Annotated in this window: 18 protein-coding genes and 1 pseudogene; 13 read left to right on the top strand and 6 right to left on the bottom strand. The window is 71.8% G+C overall.

What is annotated here, in order from left to right:
- Positions 1 to 24 precede the first annotated feature (24 nt).
- From AB0O93_RS09735 to AB0O93_RS09720, 4 genes and pseudogenes are all read left to right on the top strand, one after another.
- Positions 25 to 414 carry a 6-carboxytetrahydropterin synthase gene (locus AB0O93_RS09735; protein WP_363342853.1) on the top strand — a complete coding sequence of 130 codons (390 nt, stop codon included), beginning with the start codon at positions 25 to 27 and terminating at the stop codon, positions 412 to 414.
- Positions 389 to 1447: a glycosyltransferase family 4 protein gene (locus AB0O93_RS09730; protein WP_363342851.1), complete on the top strand. Its 1059-nt coding sequence runs from the start codon at positions 389 to 391 to the stop codon at positions 1445 to 1447. The genes AB0O93_RS09735 and AB0O93_RS09730 overlap by 26 nt, the downstream gene beginning before the upstream one ends.
- Positions 1402 to 2259, top strand: coding sequence for a hypothetical protein (locus AB0O93_RS09725; RefSeq protein WP_363342849.1), 858 nt, complete (start codon positions 1402 to 1404; stop codon positions 2257 to 2259). The genes AB0O93_RS09730 and AB0O93_RS09725 overlap by 46 nt, the downstream gene beginning before the upstream one ends.
- Positions 2260 to 2273: 14 nt before the next feature.
- Positions 2274 to 2771, top strand: a pseudogene (locus tag AB0O93_RS09720) (lysylphosphatidylglycerol synthase domain-containing protein); the annotation flags it as partial.
- 429 nt (positions 2772 to 3200) lie between these two features.
- Here AB0O93_RS09720 and AB0O93_RS09715 read toward each other — a convergent pair.
- Positions 3201 to 3980: a RibD family protein gene (locus AB0O93_RS09715; protein WP_363342847.1), complete on the bottom strand. Its 780-nt coding sequence runs from the start codon at positions 3978 to 3980 to the stop codon at positions 3201 to 3203.
- Between the two features lie 76 nt (positions 3981 to 4056).
- On the opposite strand from AB0O93_RS09715, the gene AB0O93_RS09710 reads away from it, so the two are divergent.
- Positions 4057 to 4935 (top strand): SDR family oxidoreductase, encoded by an 879-nt coding sequence (locus AB0O93_RS09710; protein WP_363342845.1) that lies wholly within the window; start codon positions 4057 to 4059, stop codon positions 4933 to 4935.
- A 203-nt stretch (positions 4936 to 5138) separates the two neighbouring features.
- Positions 5139 to 6161 carry a TerC family protein gene (locus tag AB0O93_RS09705; protein WP_363342841.1) on the top strand — a complete coding sequence of 341 codons (1023 nt, stop codon included), beginning with the start codon at positions 5139 to 5141 and terminating at the stop codon, positions 6159 to 6161.
- On the opposite strand, the gene aztA is transcribed toward AB0O93_RS09705, so the two are convergent.
- Positions 6121 to 6798, bottom strand: coding sequence for a zinc ABC transporter ATP-binding protein AztA (aztA, locus tag AB0O93_RS09700; protein WP_363342839.1), 678 nt, complete (start codon positions 6796 to 6798; stop codon positions 6121 to 6123). The two genes, AB0O93_RS09705 and aztA, sit on opposite strands and share 41 nt — an antisense overlap.
- Positions 6799 to 6853: 55 nt before the next feature.
- Here aztA and aztB point away from each other — a divergent pair, with 55 nt between their 5' ends.
- The 5 genes from aztB to AB0O93_RS09675 all read left to right on the top strand — a co-directional run bounded on the left by aztB (position 6854) and on the right by AB0O93_RS09675 (position 11957).
- Positions 6854 to 7708: a zinc ABC transporter permease AztB gene (aztB, locus tag AB0O93_RS09695; RefSeq protein WP_363342837.1), complete on the top strand. Its 855-nt coding sequence runs from the start codon at positions 6854 to 6856 to the stop codon at positions 7706 to 7708.
- Between the two features lie 13 nt (positions 7709 to 7721).
- Positions 7722 to 8960, top strand: a complete 1239-nt coding sequence (locus tag AB0O93_RS09690) for an ABC transporter (protein WP_363342835.1) — start codon at positions 7722 to 7724, stop codon at positions 8958 to 8960.
- Between the two features lies 1 nt (position 8961).
- Positions 8962 to 9879 carry a zinc ABC transporter substrate-binding protein AztC gene (aztC, locus tag AB0O93_RS09685; protein WP_363342833.1) on the top strand — a complete coding sequence of 306 codons (918 nt, stop codon included), beginning with the start codon at positions 8962 to 8964 and terminating at the stop codon, positions 9877 to 9879.
- Between the two features lie 36 nt (positions 9880 to 9915).
- A complete protein-coding gene (aztD, locus tag AB0O93_RS09680) occupies positions 9916 to 11130 on the top strand; it encodes a zinc metallochaperone AztD (RefSeq protein ID WP_363342831.1) in 1215 nt (404 codons plus the stop codon).
- An 80-nt stretch (positions 11131 to 11210) separates the two neighbouring features.
- A complete protein-coding gene (locus AB0O93_RS09675) occupies positions 11211 to 11957 on the top strand; it encodes a DUF2071 domain-containing protein (protein WP_363342829.1) in 747 nt (248 codons plus the stop codon).
- A 24-nt stretch (positions 11958 to 11981) separates the two neighbouring features.
- Here AB0O93_RS09675 and AB0O93_RS09670 read toward each other — a convergent pair whose 3' ends face one another.
- Genes AB0O93_RS09670 through AB0O93_RS09655 form a run of 4 tightly spaced genes read right to left on the bottom strand, consistent with a single transcriptional unit; the run spans position 11982 to position 13834 of the window.
- Entirely contained in the window at positions 11982 to 12377 is a 396-nt protein-coding gene (locus tag AB0O93_RS09670; protein ID WP_363342827.1) for a DUF2256 and DUF3253 domain-containing protein, read from the bottom strand.
- A gap of 7 nt (positions 12378 to 12384) precedes the next feature.
- Complete coding sequence (locus AB0O93_RS09665; protein WP_363342825.1) at positions 12385 to 12696, bottom strand: hypothetical protein; 312 nt, start codon at positions 12694 to 12696, stop codon at positions 12385 to 12387.
- The gene (locus AB0O93_RS09660) at positions 12693 to 13283 is read right to left on the bottom strand and encodes an Asp23/Gls24 family envelope stress response protein (protein ID WP_363342823.1); all 591 of its coding nucleotides are present in this window, start codon (positions 13281 to 13283) and stop codon (positions 12693 to 12695) included. Before AB0O93_RS09660 ends, AB0O93_RS09665 begins: the two co-directional genes overlap by 4 nt.
- Positions 13280 to 13834, bottom strand: a complete 555-nt coding sequence (locus tag AB0O93_RS09655; RefSeq protein ID WP_363342821.1) for an RNA polymerase sigma factor — start codon at positions 13832 to 13834, stop codon at positions 13280 to 13282. Before AB0O93_RS09655 ends, AB0O93_RS09660 begins: the two co-directional genes overlap by 4 nt.
- 173 nt (positions 13835 to 14007) lie before the next feature.
- On the opposite strand from AB0O93_RS09655, the gene AB0O93_RS09650 reads away from it, so the two are divergent.
- Positions 14008 to 14499: an Asp23/Gls24 family envelope stress response protein gene (locus AB0O93_RS09650; protein WP_363342819.1), complete on the top strand. Its 492-nt coding sequence runs from the start codon at positions 14008 to 14010 to the stop codon at positions 14497 to 14499.
- 64 nt (positions 14500 to 14563) lie between these two features.
- Positions 14564 to 16300, top strand: coding sequence for an alpha-glucosidase (locus AB0O93_RS09645; RefSeq protein ID WP_363342817.1), 1737 nt, complete (start codon positions 14564 to 14566; stop codon positions 16298 to 16300).
- Positions 16301 to 16303: the final 3 nt, after the last annotated feature.

Genomic DNA, 16303 nt, shown 5'->3' with positions numbered 1-16303 from the left:
CAGCCCCACCTCCGAGAGGACCCCATGTTCGGACTCACCGTCCGCGATCACGTCATGATCGCCCACAGCCTGCCCGACGAGTTCTTCGGCCCCGCCCAGGGGCTTCACGGCGCGACCCTCGTGGTCGAGGCGACGTGGCGGAGCCCGCGTCTCGATGACCACGCGGTCGTCATCGACATCGGCGAGGCCTCCCGGCACCTCTCCGAGGTGCTCGACCCGCTGCGGTACGCGAACCTCGACGAGCACCCCGCGTTCGCCGGCACACTCAGCACCACCGAGGCGGTCGCCGCGCACATCGCCCGCGCGCTCGCCGAGCGGCTCGACCCGGCGGCCGGGATCACCGGGATCGGCATCGTCGTGCGCGAGCATCCCGACGCATGGGTGACGTATGACCTTGACATCGCCGGGCGCTGACCGCGCCTTCGTCGTCCCCGCCGACCTCGGCGGCCCGAGCGGCGGGAGCGCCTACAACGACGCGGTGATCGCGGCGCTCCGAGCCGACGGCGTCGACGTCGTCGAACACCGCGTCCCGGGCGCGTGGCCGCGGCCGGCGGAGGCCGACCTCGACGCCCTCGCCGGGGTCCTCGCCTCGGCGCGGGAGGTCGTCGTCGACGGCATCGTGGCGTGCGCGGCCTCGGAGCGGATCGCGGATGCCGCGGCGGCCGGCATCCGTGTCGTGATCCTGGTCCACCTCCCGCTGCCCGCCGAATCCGGGCTGTCCGAAGCGGATGCCGACACCCTCGCGCGCGGGGAGCGGGCGGCGCTGGAGGCGGCCGACCTGGTGCTCTGCACGAGCGCGTGGGCGCGCGACGATCTGCGCGCCCGCTACGACATCGCGGCGGAGGTGGTGCGGCCGGGTGTCGAGCCCGCCGATCCGGCCACCGGGAGCTCGCCGCCGCGGCTGCTGATCCTCGGCGCGGTGACCCCGCGGAAGAACGCGCTCCTCGCCCTCTCGGCGCTCGCCCCTCTGCGCGAGCGCGCATGGGAGGTGGTCGTGGCCGGTCCTGTCCGCGCCGCGCACCCCTACGTCGCCGAGGTCGAGGCCGCCGTCGCGGCGCTCGCCGTCGATCGTGCGCGTTTCGTCGGACCCGTCGCGGGGCGCCGTCGCGAGCGCCTCTGGCGCGAGACCGACCTGCTCCTGCTGCCCTCGCTCGTCGAGCCCTACGGCATGGTCGTCACCGAAGCCCTGGCCCGCGCCATCCCGGCGCTCGTCGCCTCCGGCACCGGTGCGGTCGAGGCGCTGGCCGCCGGCACCGAGGCCGGCTCGCCGCTCCCCGGCCTCGCGCTCCCCGTGGACGATCCGGGCGCGTGGACCGACGCGATCGCACGCTGGCTCGACGACGCCGACCTCCGGGTCGCCTGGCGGGCCGCGGCATCCGATGCCCGGTCTAGACTTCGAGGATGGCCGCACGCCGCGACGCAGCTGCGGGACCTGCTCCGATGGTGAGCCGTCCCGTCCCCGCCGATTGGCTGTCGCTCCGGCGCCAGGCCGACCACACCGCCCGCGAGGCGGCGCTTCCTCTCGTGGCCGCGGCGGTCGAGGCGCTCGGCGCCGAGTCCGCCCCCGTCCGCGTCATCGACATCGGCGCCGGAACCGGATCGAACCAGGCCTGGCTCGCCGATCGCCTCGTGCCGCTCGAGCAGCATTGGATCCTCGTCGACCACGACGCCGATCTCATCGACGCGGTCGATCCCGTCGCCCCGCCCCCGGTGTCCTCGCTCACGCGTCGGATCGCCACGGTCGCCGAACTCCCCGACATCGTCGCCGAGGACGAGGGCCCTGTGCTGTTCACCTGCGCCGCCCTCCTCGATCTCCTCTCCCCGGCCGATGCCGCGGTCCTCGTCGACGCGATCGCGCAGACCGGCTCCGTGGCGCTCCTGAGCCTCAGCGTCACCGGTGCCGTCTCGATCGACCCGCCGCACCCTGCCGACACCGCGATCACCGACGCCTTCGACGCGCACCAGCGGCGCGACGACCTCCTCGGCCCGGATGCCGTCGACCACGTCGCCGGGCTCCTCCGCGACCGTCGACAGCGCGTTCGGGTCGCCGAGACGCCGTGGCGCCTGGACGCCGCCGAGCAGGCGGCGCTCGTGCAGCGCTACCTCCACGACCGGGCCGACGTCGCGATCGAGCACGATCCCGCGCTCGCCGACGTCGTGGCCGCCTGGCGCGAGGAGCGTCAGGCCCAGATCGACCGGGGCGCGCTCGTCGTCCACGTCGGACACGCCGACATCCTGAGTCTCCCCGCGACCGCGTGAGCGAGGCCGGACGGATGCCGAGTCGGGGCCGAGCGCGGCTGATCCTCGTCGCCGTCCTCCAGGTGGTGGTCACCGTCGGCATCCTCGCCGTCGTGGTGTGGCGCTTCGGTCTCGCCCCGCTCGTGGACGCGGTGACGCAGCTGCCCTGGTGGGCCTACCCGATCGGCATCGCGCTCGGCGCCGCCGGTGTCGTCGCCCAGGCCCTTCGCTGGCGGGTCGTCGCGCGTCATCACGCGATCCGCATCCCGCTCGGGCCCGCGATCGCGCGCTGCTGGCAGGCGTCCTTCCTCAACAGCGTGCTGCCCGGCGGGCTCGCCGGAGACGCGCTGCGCGCCGCGGACGACAGCAGCGACGCCGACGTGAGCGCCGGCCGCCGGGCCCTCGCGAGCGGATTCGCCGCGATGGCGGGGGAGCGCCTGGCCGGCACCGCGGTGGTCTTCCTCGCCGCCGGCGTCGCCCTCGCCGCCCCCGCCCCTCTCTTCGCGTTCGGAAGCCTGGGGATCGCGGTGCTCGTCTCCGCGATCGCGTGGCGCTGGCTCCGTCGGCTGTCGGCGCGCGAACTGGTCGCCGTCGTGGCGCTCGCCGTCGCCGGGTGGGCCGCGTTCGCGGGGATCTTCGTCGTCTCGGCCGTGGCCCTGGCACCCGCGCTGAGTCTCGCCGTCCTCCCCGGGACGGCGGCGGTCGCGATCGCGGGCATGTCGATCCCGCTCGGCGTGGGCGGCTGGGGGACGCGCGAAGCGGCGGCGGCGTGGGCGTTCGATCTCGCCGGCTCCACCGCCGAGCTCGGCATCACCGTGTCGATCGGCTACGGCATCCTGGCTCTCGCATCGACCCTCCCCGGAGCCGTCGTCGTCGCTGTCCGTCTCCTTCCGCGTGCGCGGGAGGTGCGCCGGGCGCGCGAACGCCGTCGAGCCCTGGCGTCGTCCGAGAACGCGCGTGCGTCAGAAGGTGAATTCGGTGCAGAGGTCCGCGCCGAGGGGGAAGCGGCGGACGGGTCCGCGGAGGGCGTCGGCGAGACGATCCTCCCCGTCGAAGCGGATGCCGGGCACGCCGTCGCCGATGAGCACCGGCGCGGTGGTGAGGTAGAGCCAGCGGAGGGCGTGATCGCCCACGAACCGCGACACCGTCACTCCTCCGCCCTCGATCAGCACCCGTGACAGGCCCCGAGCCTCGAGCACCGCGAGGATCTCGCGCGGGCTGAGCGATCGCAGGTCCGGCACGCGGACGATCTGCACGTGCGGGCCGACGTGCGTCTCGACCGGGGTCTCGGCATCCACCAGCCACAGCGTGGGGGCGGCGCCGTCGTGCAGGAGAACGGATGCGGCGGGGATGCGCGCCGATGCGTCGAGCACGACCCGGACGGGGTTGGGTCCGGCGACGGCGCGGACGGTCAGGCGCGGGTCGTCGTTGGCGACGGTGCGCCAGCCCACGACCACGGCGTCGACGAGGGCGCGGAGGCGGTGCAGGTGCCGCCGATCCTCCTCGCCCGTGACGTAGCAGGCGTCTCCGGTGCGGGCGGCGATGAAGCCGTCGAGACTCTGGCCCAGCTGAGCGACCGCGAGTGGGCCGCGGGCGTTCGCCAGCGGCGTGTAGATCTCCGCGAGTTGCGGGCACGAGGGCTCGTCGCCGGCGAGGAGCTGCCGCCAGGCGCGGTCGTCGGGATCGGGGGCGTCGCCGCTCGCCGATGAGGGCGTCGGTCCTCCGGCGGTGGTGGGCGGCATCCTTCCAGCGTAAGCGCCCGCCCGCATCTGCGGGTGGGCTCGACGCGTCCCCGCCCATGTGCCACACTCGGCCCTCGTGACCGACCGCCCCGCTCCCGCGACCCCGTTCCTCGGCCGCACCGCCCTCATCACCGGCGTCTCCCGGCGCCGCGGCATCGGCTTCGCCGTGGCGTCCGCGTTCGCGCGGCTCGGCGCGCACATCGTCATCCACCACCACCGCGCCCACGACGAGGACCAGCCGTGGGGCGCCGACGACCTCGACGCCGTGCGGGACGGCATCCGCTCCCAGCTCGTTCCCGGCGCCGCGCTCGTCGACATCGGCGCGGACCTGTCGGATGCCGCGGCGATCCCGCGCGTGATCGACGCCGCCGCCGCGATCACCGGGTCGATCGAGATCCTCGTGTGCAATCACGCCCGGAGCGGCGGGGACGGCAGCATCCTCGACCAGACGGCGGAGACCCTCGACGCGTTCTGGGACGTCAACACGCGCGCGACGCTCCTGCTCACCTCGACGTTCGCGGCCCGCCACCACGCCCCCGCCGAACCTCGGCGGCCCGGCGACCGCATCGTCGGCGGCGGACCGTACGCGGCTCCGACCGGGCATGTCTTCTGGATGACCTCCGGCCAGATCCACGGCCCGATGCGCGGCGAGGTCGCCTACGCCACGAGCAAGGCGGCGTTGGCCGGCGTGACGAAGACGGTCGCGGCAGAACTCCTCGAGCTCGGCATCGTCCTCAACACGATCGACCCGGGTCCGGTCAACACCGGATACCTGGATGCCGAGACCACGGATCGCGATCTCGAGGGCCTCGACGCGCGCGTCGCCGGGACGCCGTTCGGCCGGTTCGGTCGTCCCGAGGACCCGGCCGCGCTCATCTCCTGGCTGGCGTCGCCGGAGGGGAGCTGGGTGGTCGGCCAGGTGATCAGCAGCGACGGCGGCTTCCCGCTGGGCTGACCGACCTCGGCGGGTCCGGATCTCCACAGGGGATTCTCAGCCAGTGACCCACGCCCTCGCCTAGGGTTACACGGTCCAAGGGGAGTACCCCGACACGGTGGATTCGTCATCACGGAGGCTCTGCGCCTCCCGGATCGCCGGTCTCCGTCGGAGATGGGGAAGACCTTGGCGTCGATTCGTCCACGCCATGGTCTGGAGACCCTGTGAACATCACGCCCCTTGTGTGGGGGATCACCATCGCGGTGACCATCGCCTTCTTCGTCTTCGAATACTTCGCGCACGTGCGCAAGCCCCACGCGCCCACGATCGGGGAGTCCGCCCGCTGGTCGGTGTTCTACATCGCCCTCGCGCTCCTCTTCGGCGTCGGCATCGGCCTCGTTTCGGGCTGGACGTACGGCGGCGAGTACTTCGCCGGCTACCTCACCGAGAAGGCGCTGTCGATCGACAACCTCTTCGTGTTCCTGATCGTCATGACCGGGTTCGCGGTGCCGAAGATCTACCAGCAGAAGGTGCTGATGATCGGCATCGTGATCGCGCTCGTCATGCGCGGCGCGTTCATCGCGGTGGGCGCGGCGCTGATCGAGAACTTCTCCTGGATCTTCTACATCTTCGGCGCACTGCTGCTCTTCCTCGCCTACCGTCAGGCCTTCTCGCACGGCGAGTCCGATCCCGCCAACGGCAAGTTCATGACATTCGTCCGTCGCGTGCTGCCGGTGAGCGACGAGTACAACGGCGACCGCCTGTTCGTGAAGAAGGACGGCCGACGCTTCGTCACGCCGATGCTCCTCGTGATCGTGGCGATCGGCTTCGTCGACCTCATCTTCGCCGTCGACTCGATCCCGGCGATCTACGGCCTCACCAACGAGGCGTACATCGTCTTCACCGCCAACGCGTTCGCCCTGATGGGCCTCCGCCAGCTGTACTTCCTCATCGGCGGTCTGCTGGAGCGCCTCATCTACCTCGCGCAGGGCCTCGCGGTGATCCTCGCCTTCATCGGTGTGAAGCTCGTCTTCCACGCCCTTCACGTCAACGAGCTCCCGTTCATCAACGGGGGCGAGCCGGTGCTGTGGGTTCCCGAGATCCCGATCTGGCTGTCGCTGCTGTTCATCGCCGCGACCGTCACCGTCGCGACGATCGCGAGCCTCGCGAAGACCCGCAGCGACCGCCTCCGTCGCCCGGTCGAGGTCAAGCAGGACATCGAGGACGCCCGCGACCCGCGTCCCTGATGCTCTGATCGATCCGGCCGCCGTCGAGGGGAACCACGACGGCGGCCGTGTCGATGAGCCGCGGGTCGTGACTGACGCAGGCGACCGTCGCGCCGCGCGCGGTCTCCGCGGCGACGGCGTCCAGGATGAGCTCGGCGCTTCGCGCGTCCACCGCGGTGGTCGGCTCGTCCAACAGGAGGAGGTCCGCGCGCCCGACGAGCCCTTGCGCGATGAGGACCCGCTGCTGCTGACCGCCCGACAGCGCCGCGAACGGGCGATGCGCGAGGTCGAGCACGGCGAGGCGCTCCATCGCCTCCGCGATGTCGCCCCGCATCCGCTCGGATAGTCGTCGCCAGAGCCCCGCCCGCCGCCAAGTGCCGACCGCGACCATGTCGGACGCCGTCAGCGGAAGGCGCGGGGTGAGCGCGGTGCGCTGCGGGACGAACGCGACCGCGCCGTCGCGATCGACGGTGCCGCGCGTCAGCGGTGTCGTGCCGGCGATCACCTCGAGAAGCGTCGACTTCCCCGCACCGTTCGGGCCCGTGACGACGGTGAGCGCACCGCGGGTGAGCGCGAGGTCGATCCCGTCGAGTGCCTGCACATCGCCGAACCGGACGGTCGCGCCCCTGACGATGGCGGTGGGAGGAGAAGTGTTCACGCCCTCGATCCTACCGTTTTGATAATGGTTCTCATTACCTGTACGGTCGTGCCTCGTGTCCTGGTTCCTCGATCCCTTCGCCCCCGAGTTCGTGCAGCGCGCGCTCCTCGGCGGGGCGCTCGTCGCCGTCCTCTGCGGCGTCGCGGGAACCTGGGTGGTCGTCCGGGGCATGGCGTTCCTCGGCGAGGCACTCGCTCACGGCATGCTGCCCGGCGTGGCGCTCGCGACCATCCTGGGCCTTCCCGTGCTTCTCGGCGCCGCGGTCAGCGCGGTCGCGATGAGCGTCGGAATCGGGACCGTTCAACGGCGCGGCCGACTGTCGTACGACACGAGCATCGGGCTGCTCTTCGTCGGGATGCTGGCGCTCGGCGTCGTGATCATCTCGCATGCCGGCAGCTTCGCCACCGACGCCACGGCGATCCTCTTCGGTGACATCCTCGCCCTCACCCCCGCCGACCTGGTCGTCCTGGTCATCGCGGTCGTGCTCGGCATCGCCACGGCGATCATCGCGCACCGACCGCTCGTCGCGCTCGCCGTCGACGAACGCGTCGCGTGCGTGCTCGGACTCCGGCCCTCGTGGGCGCAGGCCGCGCTGGTCGGCCTCGTCACGCTGGCCGTCGTCGCCTCCTACCAGGCGGTCGGGTCCCTTCTCGTCGTCGGCCTCCTCGTCGCACCCGCGGTCGCCGCGCGGCAGTGGACCGAGCGCCTTCCCACGATGATGGTGCTCGCCTCCGTCCTCGGCATCCTCTCCGTCATCGGCGGCATCGTCGTCTCCTGGTACGCCGCCACCGCCACCGGCGCGACGATCGCCGGCACGGCCGTCACGACCGCGGTTCTCTCGTGGGGTCTGCGGGCCGCCACCGAGCGCCTCCGCCGTCGCGCCCTCGCCTCTGCTCCCGTCCTCGCGTGACTCGAAAGGTCGCATGTCTCCGCTCCGTCCCGTCCCCTCGTCCCTCCTCGCCGCCGCCGCTGTGCTCGCCCTGCTGACCGGCTGTGCGACGACAGAACCCGCGGCGACGACCGCATCCGACAGTGCCGCGTCGAGCGGCGACGCGCACGGCGAGATCGCGGGCGCGGAAGAGCTCGCCGAAGCGCAGCTCGGACTCACCCTCGTGGGTCCGGGCGGGCAGGCGACGCAGCTCGACCTCCTCGACGAGTCCTTCGCGGACCTCGGCGCGGTGCGCGCACCGGATGCCGTCCACTCGGACGGCCGGTACCTGTTCGCGATCGACGCGACCGGGGTGTCGATCGTCGACAGCGGTGTGTGGACGTGGGACCACGAGGACCACTTCCACTACTACCGGGCCGCGTCGCGCGTCGTCGGCGACATCGAGGGGGCGGGTATCGCGACGATCGCCACGACGACCTCGTCGACGACCGGCGGCACCGGGCTCTTCTTCCCCGAGTCCGGCGAGGCGGTCCTCCTCGACACCGAGGCCCTGTCGAACGGCGAGATCGTCGAGCGCTTCCGCATCGCGGGCGAGCCCGGGGAGGGGATCGTCCTTCCGGTCGGCTCCTTCGCCGCCGTCGCCGCCGGAGACCGCGTCACGGTCCACGACGCCGACGGCGCGGAGGTCGGCGTCACGGAGGACTGCCTCGCTCCGAGAGGAACGATCACGACCCGTGTCGGCGGCGTGATCGGCTGCGACGACGGCGCGATCCTTCTCACCGTCGACGACGGGACTCCGCAGATCGAGCGCATTCCCTACCCGACGGGCGCCGGATCCCGGGCCGAGGGGTTCGCCAACCGCGAGGGGCGACCCCGGGTTGCGGCGCTCGCCGGCGAGGACGGTGCCGACGGCATCTGGATCCTCGACACCCGGGCACGCGCGTGGACACTGCTGCCCGGACCGGAACCGCTGCTCCAGGTCACCGCGGTCGATGACAACGCCGCGAACCTCCTCGCGCTGACGCGGAGTGGCAGGGTGCTGGTCCTCGACGGCGAATCCGGCGCCGTGCGCGCGAGCACCGAGCCGCTCGTGTCGGCGAGCGTGGCGGATTCCGCGGGCGCGGTACACCTCATCGCCGATCAGCAGCGCGCCTACCTCAGCGGGCCGACCGAGCAGATGCTGTGGGAGATCGACTTCGCCGACGACGCGCGTATCGCGCGGACCTTCACCCCGACGACCGCACCGCTCTTCGCCGTGCTGACAGGACGCTGATATGCGCCGGCTCACCGCTCTCCCCGTGCTCGCCGTGGCGGGCCTGCTCTTCGTCTCCTGCGCACCCGCCGGCGACCCCGCGAGCGACGGCCCCGTCGTCGTCGTGTCGACGAACATCCTCGGCGATGTGGTCGACAACCTCGTCGGCGACGACGTCGAGGTCGTGACCCTGATGCGCCCCGGCGCGGATCCGCACTCCTTCGAGATCTCACCGGCCGAAGCCGCGCAGCTGCGCGAGGCCGACCTCGTCGTCTCGAACGGGATCGGCCTCGAGGAGGGTCTGCAGCAGCACCTCGACGCCGCCGCCGACGCCGGCGCGCGCACGTTCGTCGCCGGCGACGCCGTCGACGTCCTGCCGTACACCTCCACGGATGCCGGCGGCTCGGACGATCCGCACTTCTGGACCGATCCCGCCCGGATGATCTCCGTCATCGACGCCCTCGAGGGCGACCTCCGCGACCTCGACGGCGTCGACGAAGCGGCGGTCGCCGAGCGGACCGCGGCGTACCGGGCGGAGATCGAGCGCCTCGACACCGAGATGACCGCGACCTTCGCCGCTCTCCCCGCCGATCGTCGCGCACTCGTGACGAACCATCACGTCTTCGGCTACCTCGCCGATCGGTTCGACTTCCGTGTGATCGGTGCGGTCATCCCGGGTGGGACGACGCTCGCCGCACCCAGCACGAGCGACCTCGCCGACCTCGTCGCCGCCATAGAGGAGGCGGGGGTGCCGACGATCTTCGCCGAGTCGTCCCAGCCCGACCGGCTCGTCCGCGCGCTCGCCGAGGAGGCGAACGTGCAGGTGGACGTCGTCGAGCTCTTCACCGAATCCCTGACGGATGCCGCGGGCGGCGCCCCGGACTACCTGACCATGATGCGCGCCAACACCGAGCGCATCTCCGACGGCCTGTCGCGCTGAGCGCAGGCTGATCCCCCACAGAAAGAGGAACATCACATGCGAGCTCTGCCCCATCGCGGCGCCGGCGTCCTGGCCCTGGCGCTCGGCGCGACCGTCGCGCTCACCGCGTGCGCCGGAACCCCGTCGTCGGCTCCGGCATCCGACGCTCCGGCGTCCGACGCGGCCGCCGTCTCGGACGCCGGCACCCGCGTCGCCCTGGCCTACCCCGGCGGCATCGTCGTGCTCGACGGCGAGACCCTCGAGGTCCTCGGCGATGTCGACTCCGAGGAGTTCACCCGCCTGAACCCCGCCGGTGACGGCCGACACGTCATGGTCACCACCAGCGCGGGCTTCCAGGTGCTGGACGCCGGCACCGCCGATGCCGAGCCCGTCCTCACCGACCGCCTCTTCGAGGCGGAGGCCGCCGGCCACGTCGTCGTCCACGGCGGCAAGACCGTGCTCTATGCCGACGGTACGAGCGACACCACGATCTTCGACACCGACGACCTGCTGGCCGCCGGCGACGAGCTTCCCGAGACGACCGTGATCGAGGGTGTGGAGGCGCATCACGGTGTCTCGATCGTCCTCGAGGACGGATCGTTCGTCACGACCGTCGGAAACGCCGACGGTCGCACGGGCATCATGGTGCAGGACGCCGAGGGCGCCACGATCGCCGAGAGCGCGGAGTGCCCCGGCGTCCACGGCGAGGGCACCGCGCAGGACGAGGTCGTCGTCTTCGGCTGCGACAACGGCGCGCTCGTGTACGACGGCGACGAGATCGTCAAGCTCGACGCCCCGGACCAGCCCTACGGCCGCACCGGCAACCTCTTCGTCAGCGAGACGAGCCCGCTCGTCCTCGGCGACTACAAGGACGACCAGGATGCCGAGGGCTACCTGCTGCAGAGCGTCGTCGTCATCGACACCGCCGCTCCGTCGCTCGAGGTGATCGACATGCCCGAGGGCGCCGAGTACACCTTCCGGGACCTCGCGCGCGGACCCGAGGACCTCGGCTACATCCTCGCCTCGGACGGCAGCATCCACGTCCTCGATCTCGAGGCCGGAGAGTTCGTCGATGCCTTCCCGGTCATCGAGGCGTGGGAAGGACCGGCGGACTGGCAGGACGCCCACCCCGCCATCAAGATCAGCGGCGACATCGCCTACGTCACCGAACCGGCGAGCAACGAGGTGCACGCGGTGGACCTCACGTCGGGAGAGGTCCTGGCGAGCGCGACCCTCGAGGTCACGCCGAACGAGATCGCGCTGACCCGCTGACCCGCTGACCTGCCCGATCGGGGTCGCGCCGCGTTCGCCGGCGCGACCCCGACGTCGTCTCCCCGGCGGAGAATCGAAGGGTGACGATCCCGGCCGACGCCCCGGCGCTGCCCACGCGCGCGATCCTGTCCCAGGTGTGGAGTCGCGCCGTCTTCGTGCACTGGCGGGTCGATCCCGCAGAGGTCGCCCCGCTGCTCCCACCCGGCGTCCGCCCCGACGTGTTCGACGGCTCGGCCTGGGTGGGGCTCGTGCCGTTCGTCCTTTCGCGCTTCCGCTTCCTGCCGCTTCCCGCGGTGCCGTGGCTCGGAACCTTCGCCGAGATCAACGTCCGCACCTACGGCGTGGATGCCGCCGGGCGCCGGGGTGTCGTCTTCCGCACGCTCGAGGCCGAGCATCTGCCGCCGGTGCTCGCGGCGAGGGCCCTGTTCGGGTTGCCGTACCGGTGGGCGTCGATCGGACTCACGACGGACGCCGCGGCATCCGTCGTGGACTTCCGTTCGCGCCGGCGCGATGCGCGCGGGCGCCCGCGCGGGCCGGGCGCGCGCATCGCCGTCCGCGTGGGCGACGAGGTCGTCGACAGTGACCTCTCCCACTTCCTCACCGCGCGATGGGGATTCCACGAGCGCCATCTCGGCGCGACGCGGTGGGCGCAGAACAACCATGAGGATTGGCCGCTGCGGACAGCGGAGCTCCTCGAGCTGGATGACGAGCTCGTCGCCGATGCGGGCTTCCCCGGGCTCGCCGCGCGCCCGCCGGACTCCGTCCTCGCCATGCCGGCGGAGCATCCGGGGTTCGTCACCCGCTTCGCCCGGGCCCGCCGGATCTGACGCAGGTCGGGCGGTGCCCCGCGCTCAGCGCGCGCGGCGGATGCGGATGGGGCCGCGCGCGGTGGAGGGGTCGACGACCGTGCCGCGCTGGGTGATCTCCACTTCGCCGGCAGCGACGAGGCGTCGCGCGGCGCGCCGCGCCGGTTCCATGAGGTCGCGCCAGTCGTCGCCGCCGACCGATCGCGCGGCCTCCGACGGGCAGATCGTCGCGGTCGCGGCCCGCGCGGCGAGAAGCTCCCGGATCGCGTCCTCGAGGGCGGTGTCCACCGTCCGCACGCCCCGGCGCCGGCACGCGTCGGAGCAGTAGGCGACCTGCTCCCAGTTCGACGCCCACTTCTTGCGCCATTGCATCTCGCGGCCGCACGAGGCGCACGTCTTCGACTCCGCCTGCGGCTCGGAGGTGGATCGAGACCGGCCCATGGCGGTGTCAGTGGATGCGGGCGATCTGCACCGTGATCGTCGCGTCCTCGGGGGAGTTCTCGGCGAGGACGTCCGCCACGCGTCGGGCGGTCTCGGGGGTGTCGTACTCGGGGTCGGTGGCGATACGTGCAGCGACCCGGGGGATGCCGTCGCGCATCGAGACGGCGACGTCGGCCTGCCGCTCGCCGGAGCGTCCGGTGGCGGCGGCGAGGATGCCGGAGAGCTGCTGCAGCGGTGAGCCGTACACGTCCACGACGCCGTCGACCGCGCGCACGCGGGAGACCAGTCCGCCGTCCGGTTCGGGAGTGATGAGAGTCATGACGATTCCTTGTCGGACGCGTAGCCGTGGAGGTCTTCGACCGTGATGTTGACGCCGACGACCTTCAGCTCGGTGTGCTGGTTGAGAGCGGTGAAGACCAGGTCCCGCACGCGCGCGGTGGTCTCGGGGACGGGGAGACCCCACGCGATGCTCGCGGTGACGTCGACCTCGACCGGCTCGCCGGGGATCTCGGCGTTGCCGATGATCTGGGTGCGGCCGATGTAGACGCCGGGCACGGCATCCCCCGTCTCGCGGATGAGCGCGCGCACCGCGCCCTCCGTCACCGAGATCGACACGCGGGGATCGTCGTGGTGGATGGGGAAGCTCCGCCCCGCGCGCAGTTCGGAATGGACCGCCGACAGGATGCCGTTCAGCCAGTCCTGCGGAGGCGGGGGGAGGCGCTCCGCGTCGTGGACCATGAGGTCGCGCGACAGCCGGCCGACCCGCTCGAGCGCGTCGAGGGCGTTGAGGCAGTCGGGGCAGGACTCGATGTGCGCGTCGACGGGGAGGCGACCGGCCGTGAGGTAGTCGCTCAGCTCGTCGAGGGTGCGTCCGCAGTCCAGGATCTCGGGGGGAGTCTGGGTCATCGCCAGTCCTCCATCCGGATCGCGATCGAACTCCGTGCTCGTGACAGCAAGCCTCTCACGGTGCTGGCACTCGTGGTCATCTCCTCCGCGATCTCGGCGTAGCTGAGGTCGGCGACCTCGCGCAGCAGCCACGCCCGTCGCTGGTCCTCGGGCAGGTCGTCGAGCGCCTCCGACAGGGCGGTGAGCTGCGCCTGCCGCACCGCGCGGACCTCCGGATCGGGGTGCGCGCTCTGCACGAGGGGCACGTCGTCGATCGGGACGTCGGCGGTGCGCCGACGGAGGCGTGCGAAGGCCTCGCGGCTCGCGATCCGCATGAGCCACGCGCGGACGGCGGAGCCGTCGCGGAGGGAGGGGAGCTGCTTCCAGGCGGTGATGAACGCGTCCTGCACCACGTCATCGGCCTCGCTCAGCGAGCCCACGATGCGCGACACGTACGCACGCATCAGGGAACTGTGGCGCCGGACGATCTCGCCGAACGCCGTGGCGTCGCCGTCGACCGCGCGCTCCACGAGGATCTGATCGGATGCCACGGCCAGGCCTGACCCCGTCACCCCGCCTGCGTCGGACCTGCCGCCCATCCCCCACCTCCCAGCGAACACCCAGGAATCTTTTCGTGACGAATCCGGCGGGACGACCCTCCTATTCGCAGAGCAAACGTAACGCTCGTCCACCGCCCCGAATCGGGGTTGATTTCCCACCGTCCGACAGATAAAGGAGCCGGCTCATGGCCACCAACGACATCACGACCACCTCCGCCGACGAGACGCGCGCCCCGAAGAGCGCCGCCTCCCGCGTCGACCGTCCCGCTTCGTCCCTCACCGGCGCTCGCGACGAGAACGCCGCGGGCCGCACCACCATCTCCGACGGTGTCGTGGCGAAGGTCGCCGGCATCGCGGCGCGCGAGGTCCCCGGTGTCTACGCCCTCGGCGGCGGCGGCGCCCGTGCCTTCGGCGCGATCCGCGACGCGATCAACGCCACCGACCTCACGCAGGGCGTCAAGGTCGAGGTCGGCGAGACGCAGGCCGCTGCCGACCTCACGATCGTGGTGGAGTACCCGTCGCCGATCCAGGAGGTCGCCGGGAACGTCCGGGCCGCCGTCGCCGGTGCCATCTCGCGCCTCGTGGGTCTCGAGGTCGTCGAAGTGAACGTCGAGGTCAACGACGTGCACATCCCCGGCGACGACAACAGCGACGACGAGCCCTCCCGCGTCGCGTAAGTCTCCGCGCTCCGGTGGGTTCCCCACCCTGCGGTCCGTCCACGATGGGCCGTAGGGTGGGCCCATGAGCGCCGAGTACGCGTGGTGGACCTCCGCGGTGGTCTACCAGATCTATCCCCGTTCGTTCCAGGATTCCGACGGCGACGGCATCGGCGACCTGCGCGGCATCCTCCGCCGCGTCGACCATCTCGCCGAGCTCGGTGTCGATGTCGTGTGGTTCTCGCCGCTGTACCGCAGCCCGCAGGACGACAACGGCTACGACATCAGCGACTACCAGGATGTCGACCCGCTCTTCGGCACGCTGGACGATCTCGACGACGTCATCGCCGCGCTCCACGACCGCGGCATCAAGGTCGTCATGGACCTGGTCGTCAACCACACCAGCGACGAGCATCCGTGGTTCATCGAGTCGCGGTCGTCCCGCGACAACCCGAAACGCGACTGGTACTGGTGGCGCGATCCCCGCGCGGGACTCGAGCCCGGCACGCGCGGCTCCGAGCCCACGAACTGGGGCTCGTTCTTCTCCGGTCCCGCCTGGGAGTGGGACGCGGAGACCGGGCAGTACTACCTGCACCTGTTCAGTCGGAAGCAGCCCGACCTCAACTGGGAGACCCCCGAGGTGCGCGAGGCCGTCTACGCGATGATGCGCTGGTGGCTGGACCGTGGGGTCGACGGCTTCCGCATGGACGTCATCAACCTCATCTCCAAGGACGTCGGTTCGGGCGGTACGCTCTCCGACGCCCCGGTCGCGAGCGGCCTGTACGGTGACGCCGCCGCCGCGAGCGCCAACGGTCCACGGCTGCACGAGTTCCTTCAGGAGATGCACCGCGAGGTGTTCGCCGGACGCCGGGATTCGTTGCTGCTCGTCGGCGAGACGCCCGGAGCGACGGTGGAGGACGCGAAGCTGTTCACCGATCCCGCCCGCGCGGAGCTGGACATGGTGTTCACCTTCGAGCACATGGGACTCGACACCGTCGACGGCGACCGGTTCCAGCATCGTCCGCTCGACCTCCGCGACCTGAAGGCCACTCTCACGCGCTGGCAGACAGGTCTCGCCGAGACGGGGTGGAACTCCCTCTATTGGGACAACCACGACCAGCCGCGCGTCGTCTCGCGCTTCGGAGACGACGGCGAGCATCGCGTGGCATCGGCCACGGCTCTGGCGACGGTCCTGCACCTCCACCGCGGTACGCCGTACATCTACCAGGGCGAGGAGCTCGGGATGACGGATGCCGGGTTCACGGCGTTCGACCAGTACCGCGACATCGAGTCGTTGCGCTACGTCGAGGAGAAGCGGGCGATCGGCGAGTTCGACGACGACCAGCTGCTGCGCGCCCTCGCCTTCGGCAGTCGCGACAACGCACGGACCCCCGTCCAGTGGGACGACTCCGCGCACGCCGGATTCACCACCGGCGAGCCGTGGATCGAGGTCAACCCGAACCACGATCGGATCAACGCCGCCGCGGAGCGCGCCGACCCCCACTCGGTCTTCCACTACTACCGACGGCTCATCGCGCTCCGCCACGACGAGCCGGTCGTGCAGACCGGAGCGTTCACCCTCGTGTGGCCGGAGGACACCGAGGTCTATGCGTTCCACCGCGCGCAGGACGGCATCCGTCTCACCCTCGTCGCGAACTGTTCGAGCGAAAGCGTCGAGAGGGATGCCGCGGACCTCGGCCTCGACGGTGGCAGCGTCGTGATCGCCAACCACGACGACCCGCCGCAGGCGCCGTCCGGGCGCCTGCGGCTGCGGCCGTGGGAGTGCGTGGTCTACCGCGTGGAGGACTCGCGCCCGTCGTGAGCG

Origin of the sequence: Microbacterium sp. NPDC077184 (genome assembly GCF_040687055.1) — a bacterium.
In the GTDB taxonomy this organism is placed as follows: domain Bacteria; phylum Actinomycetota; class Actinomycetes; order Actinomycetales; family Microbacteriaceae; genus Microbacterium.
The sequence above is the reverse complement of the archived record's forward strand: the minus strand, read 5'-3'. Positions and strand labels throughout refer to the sequence as shown.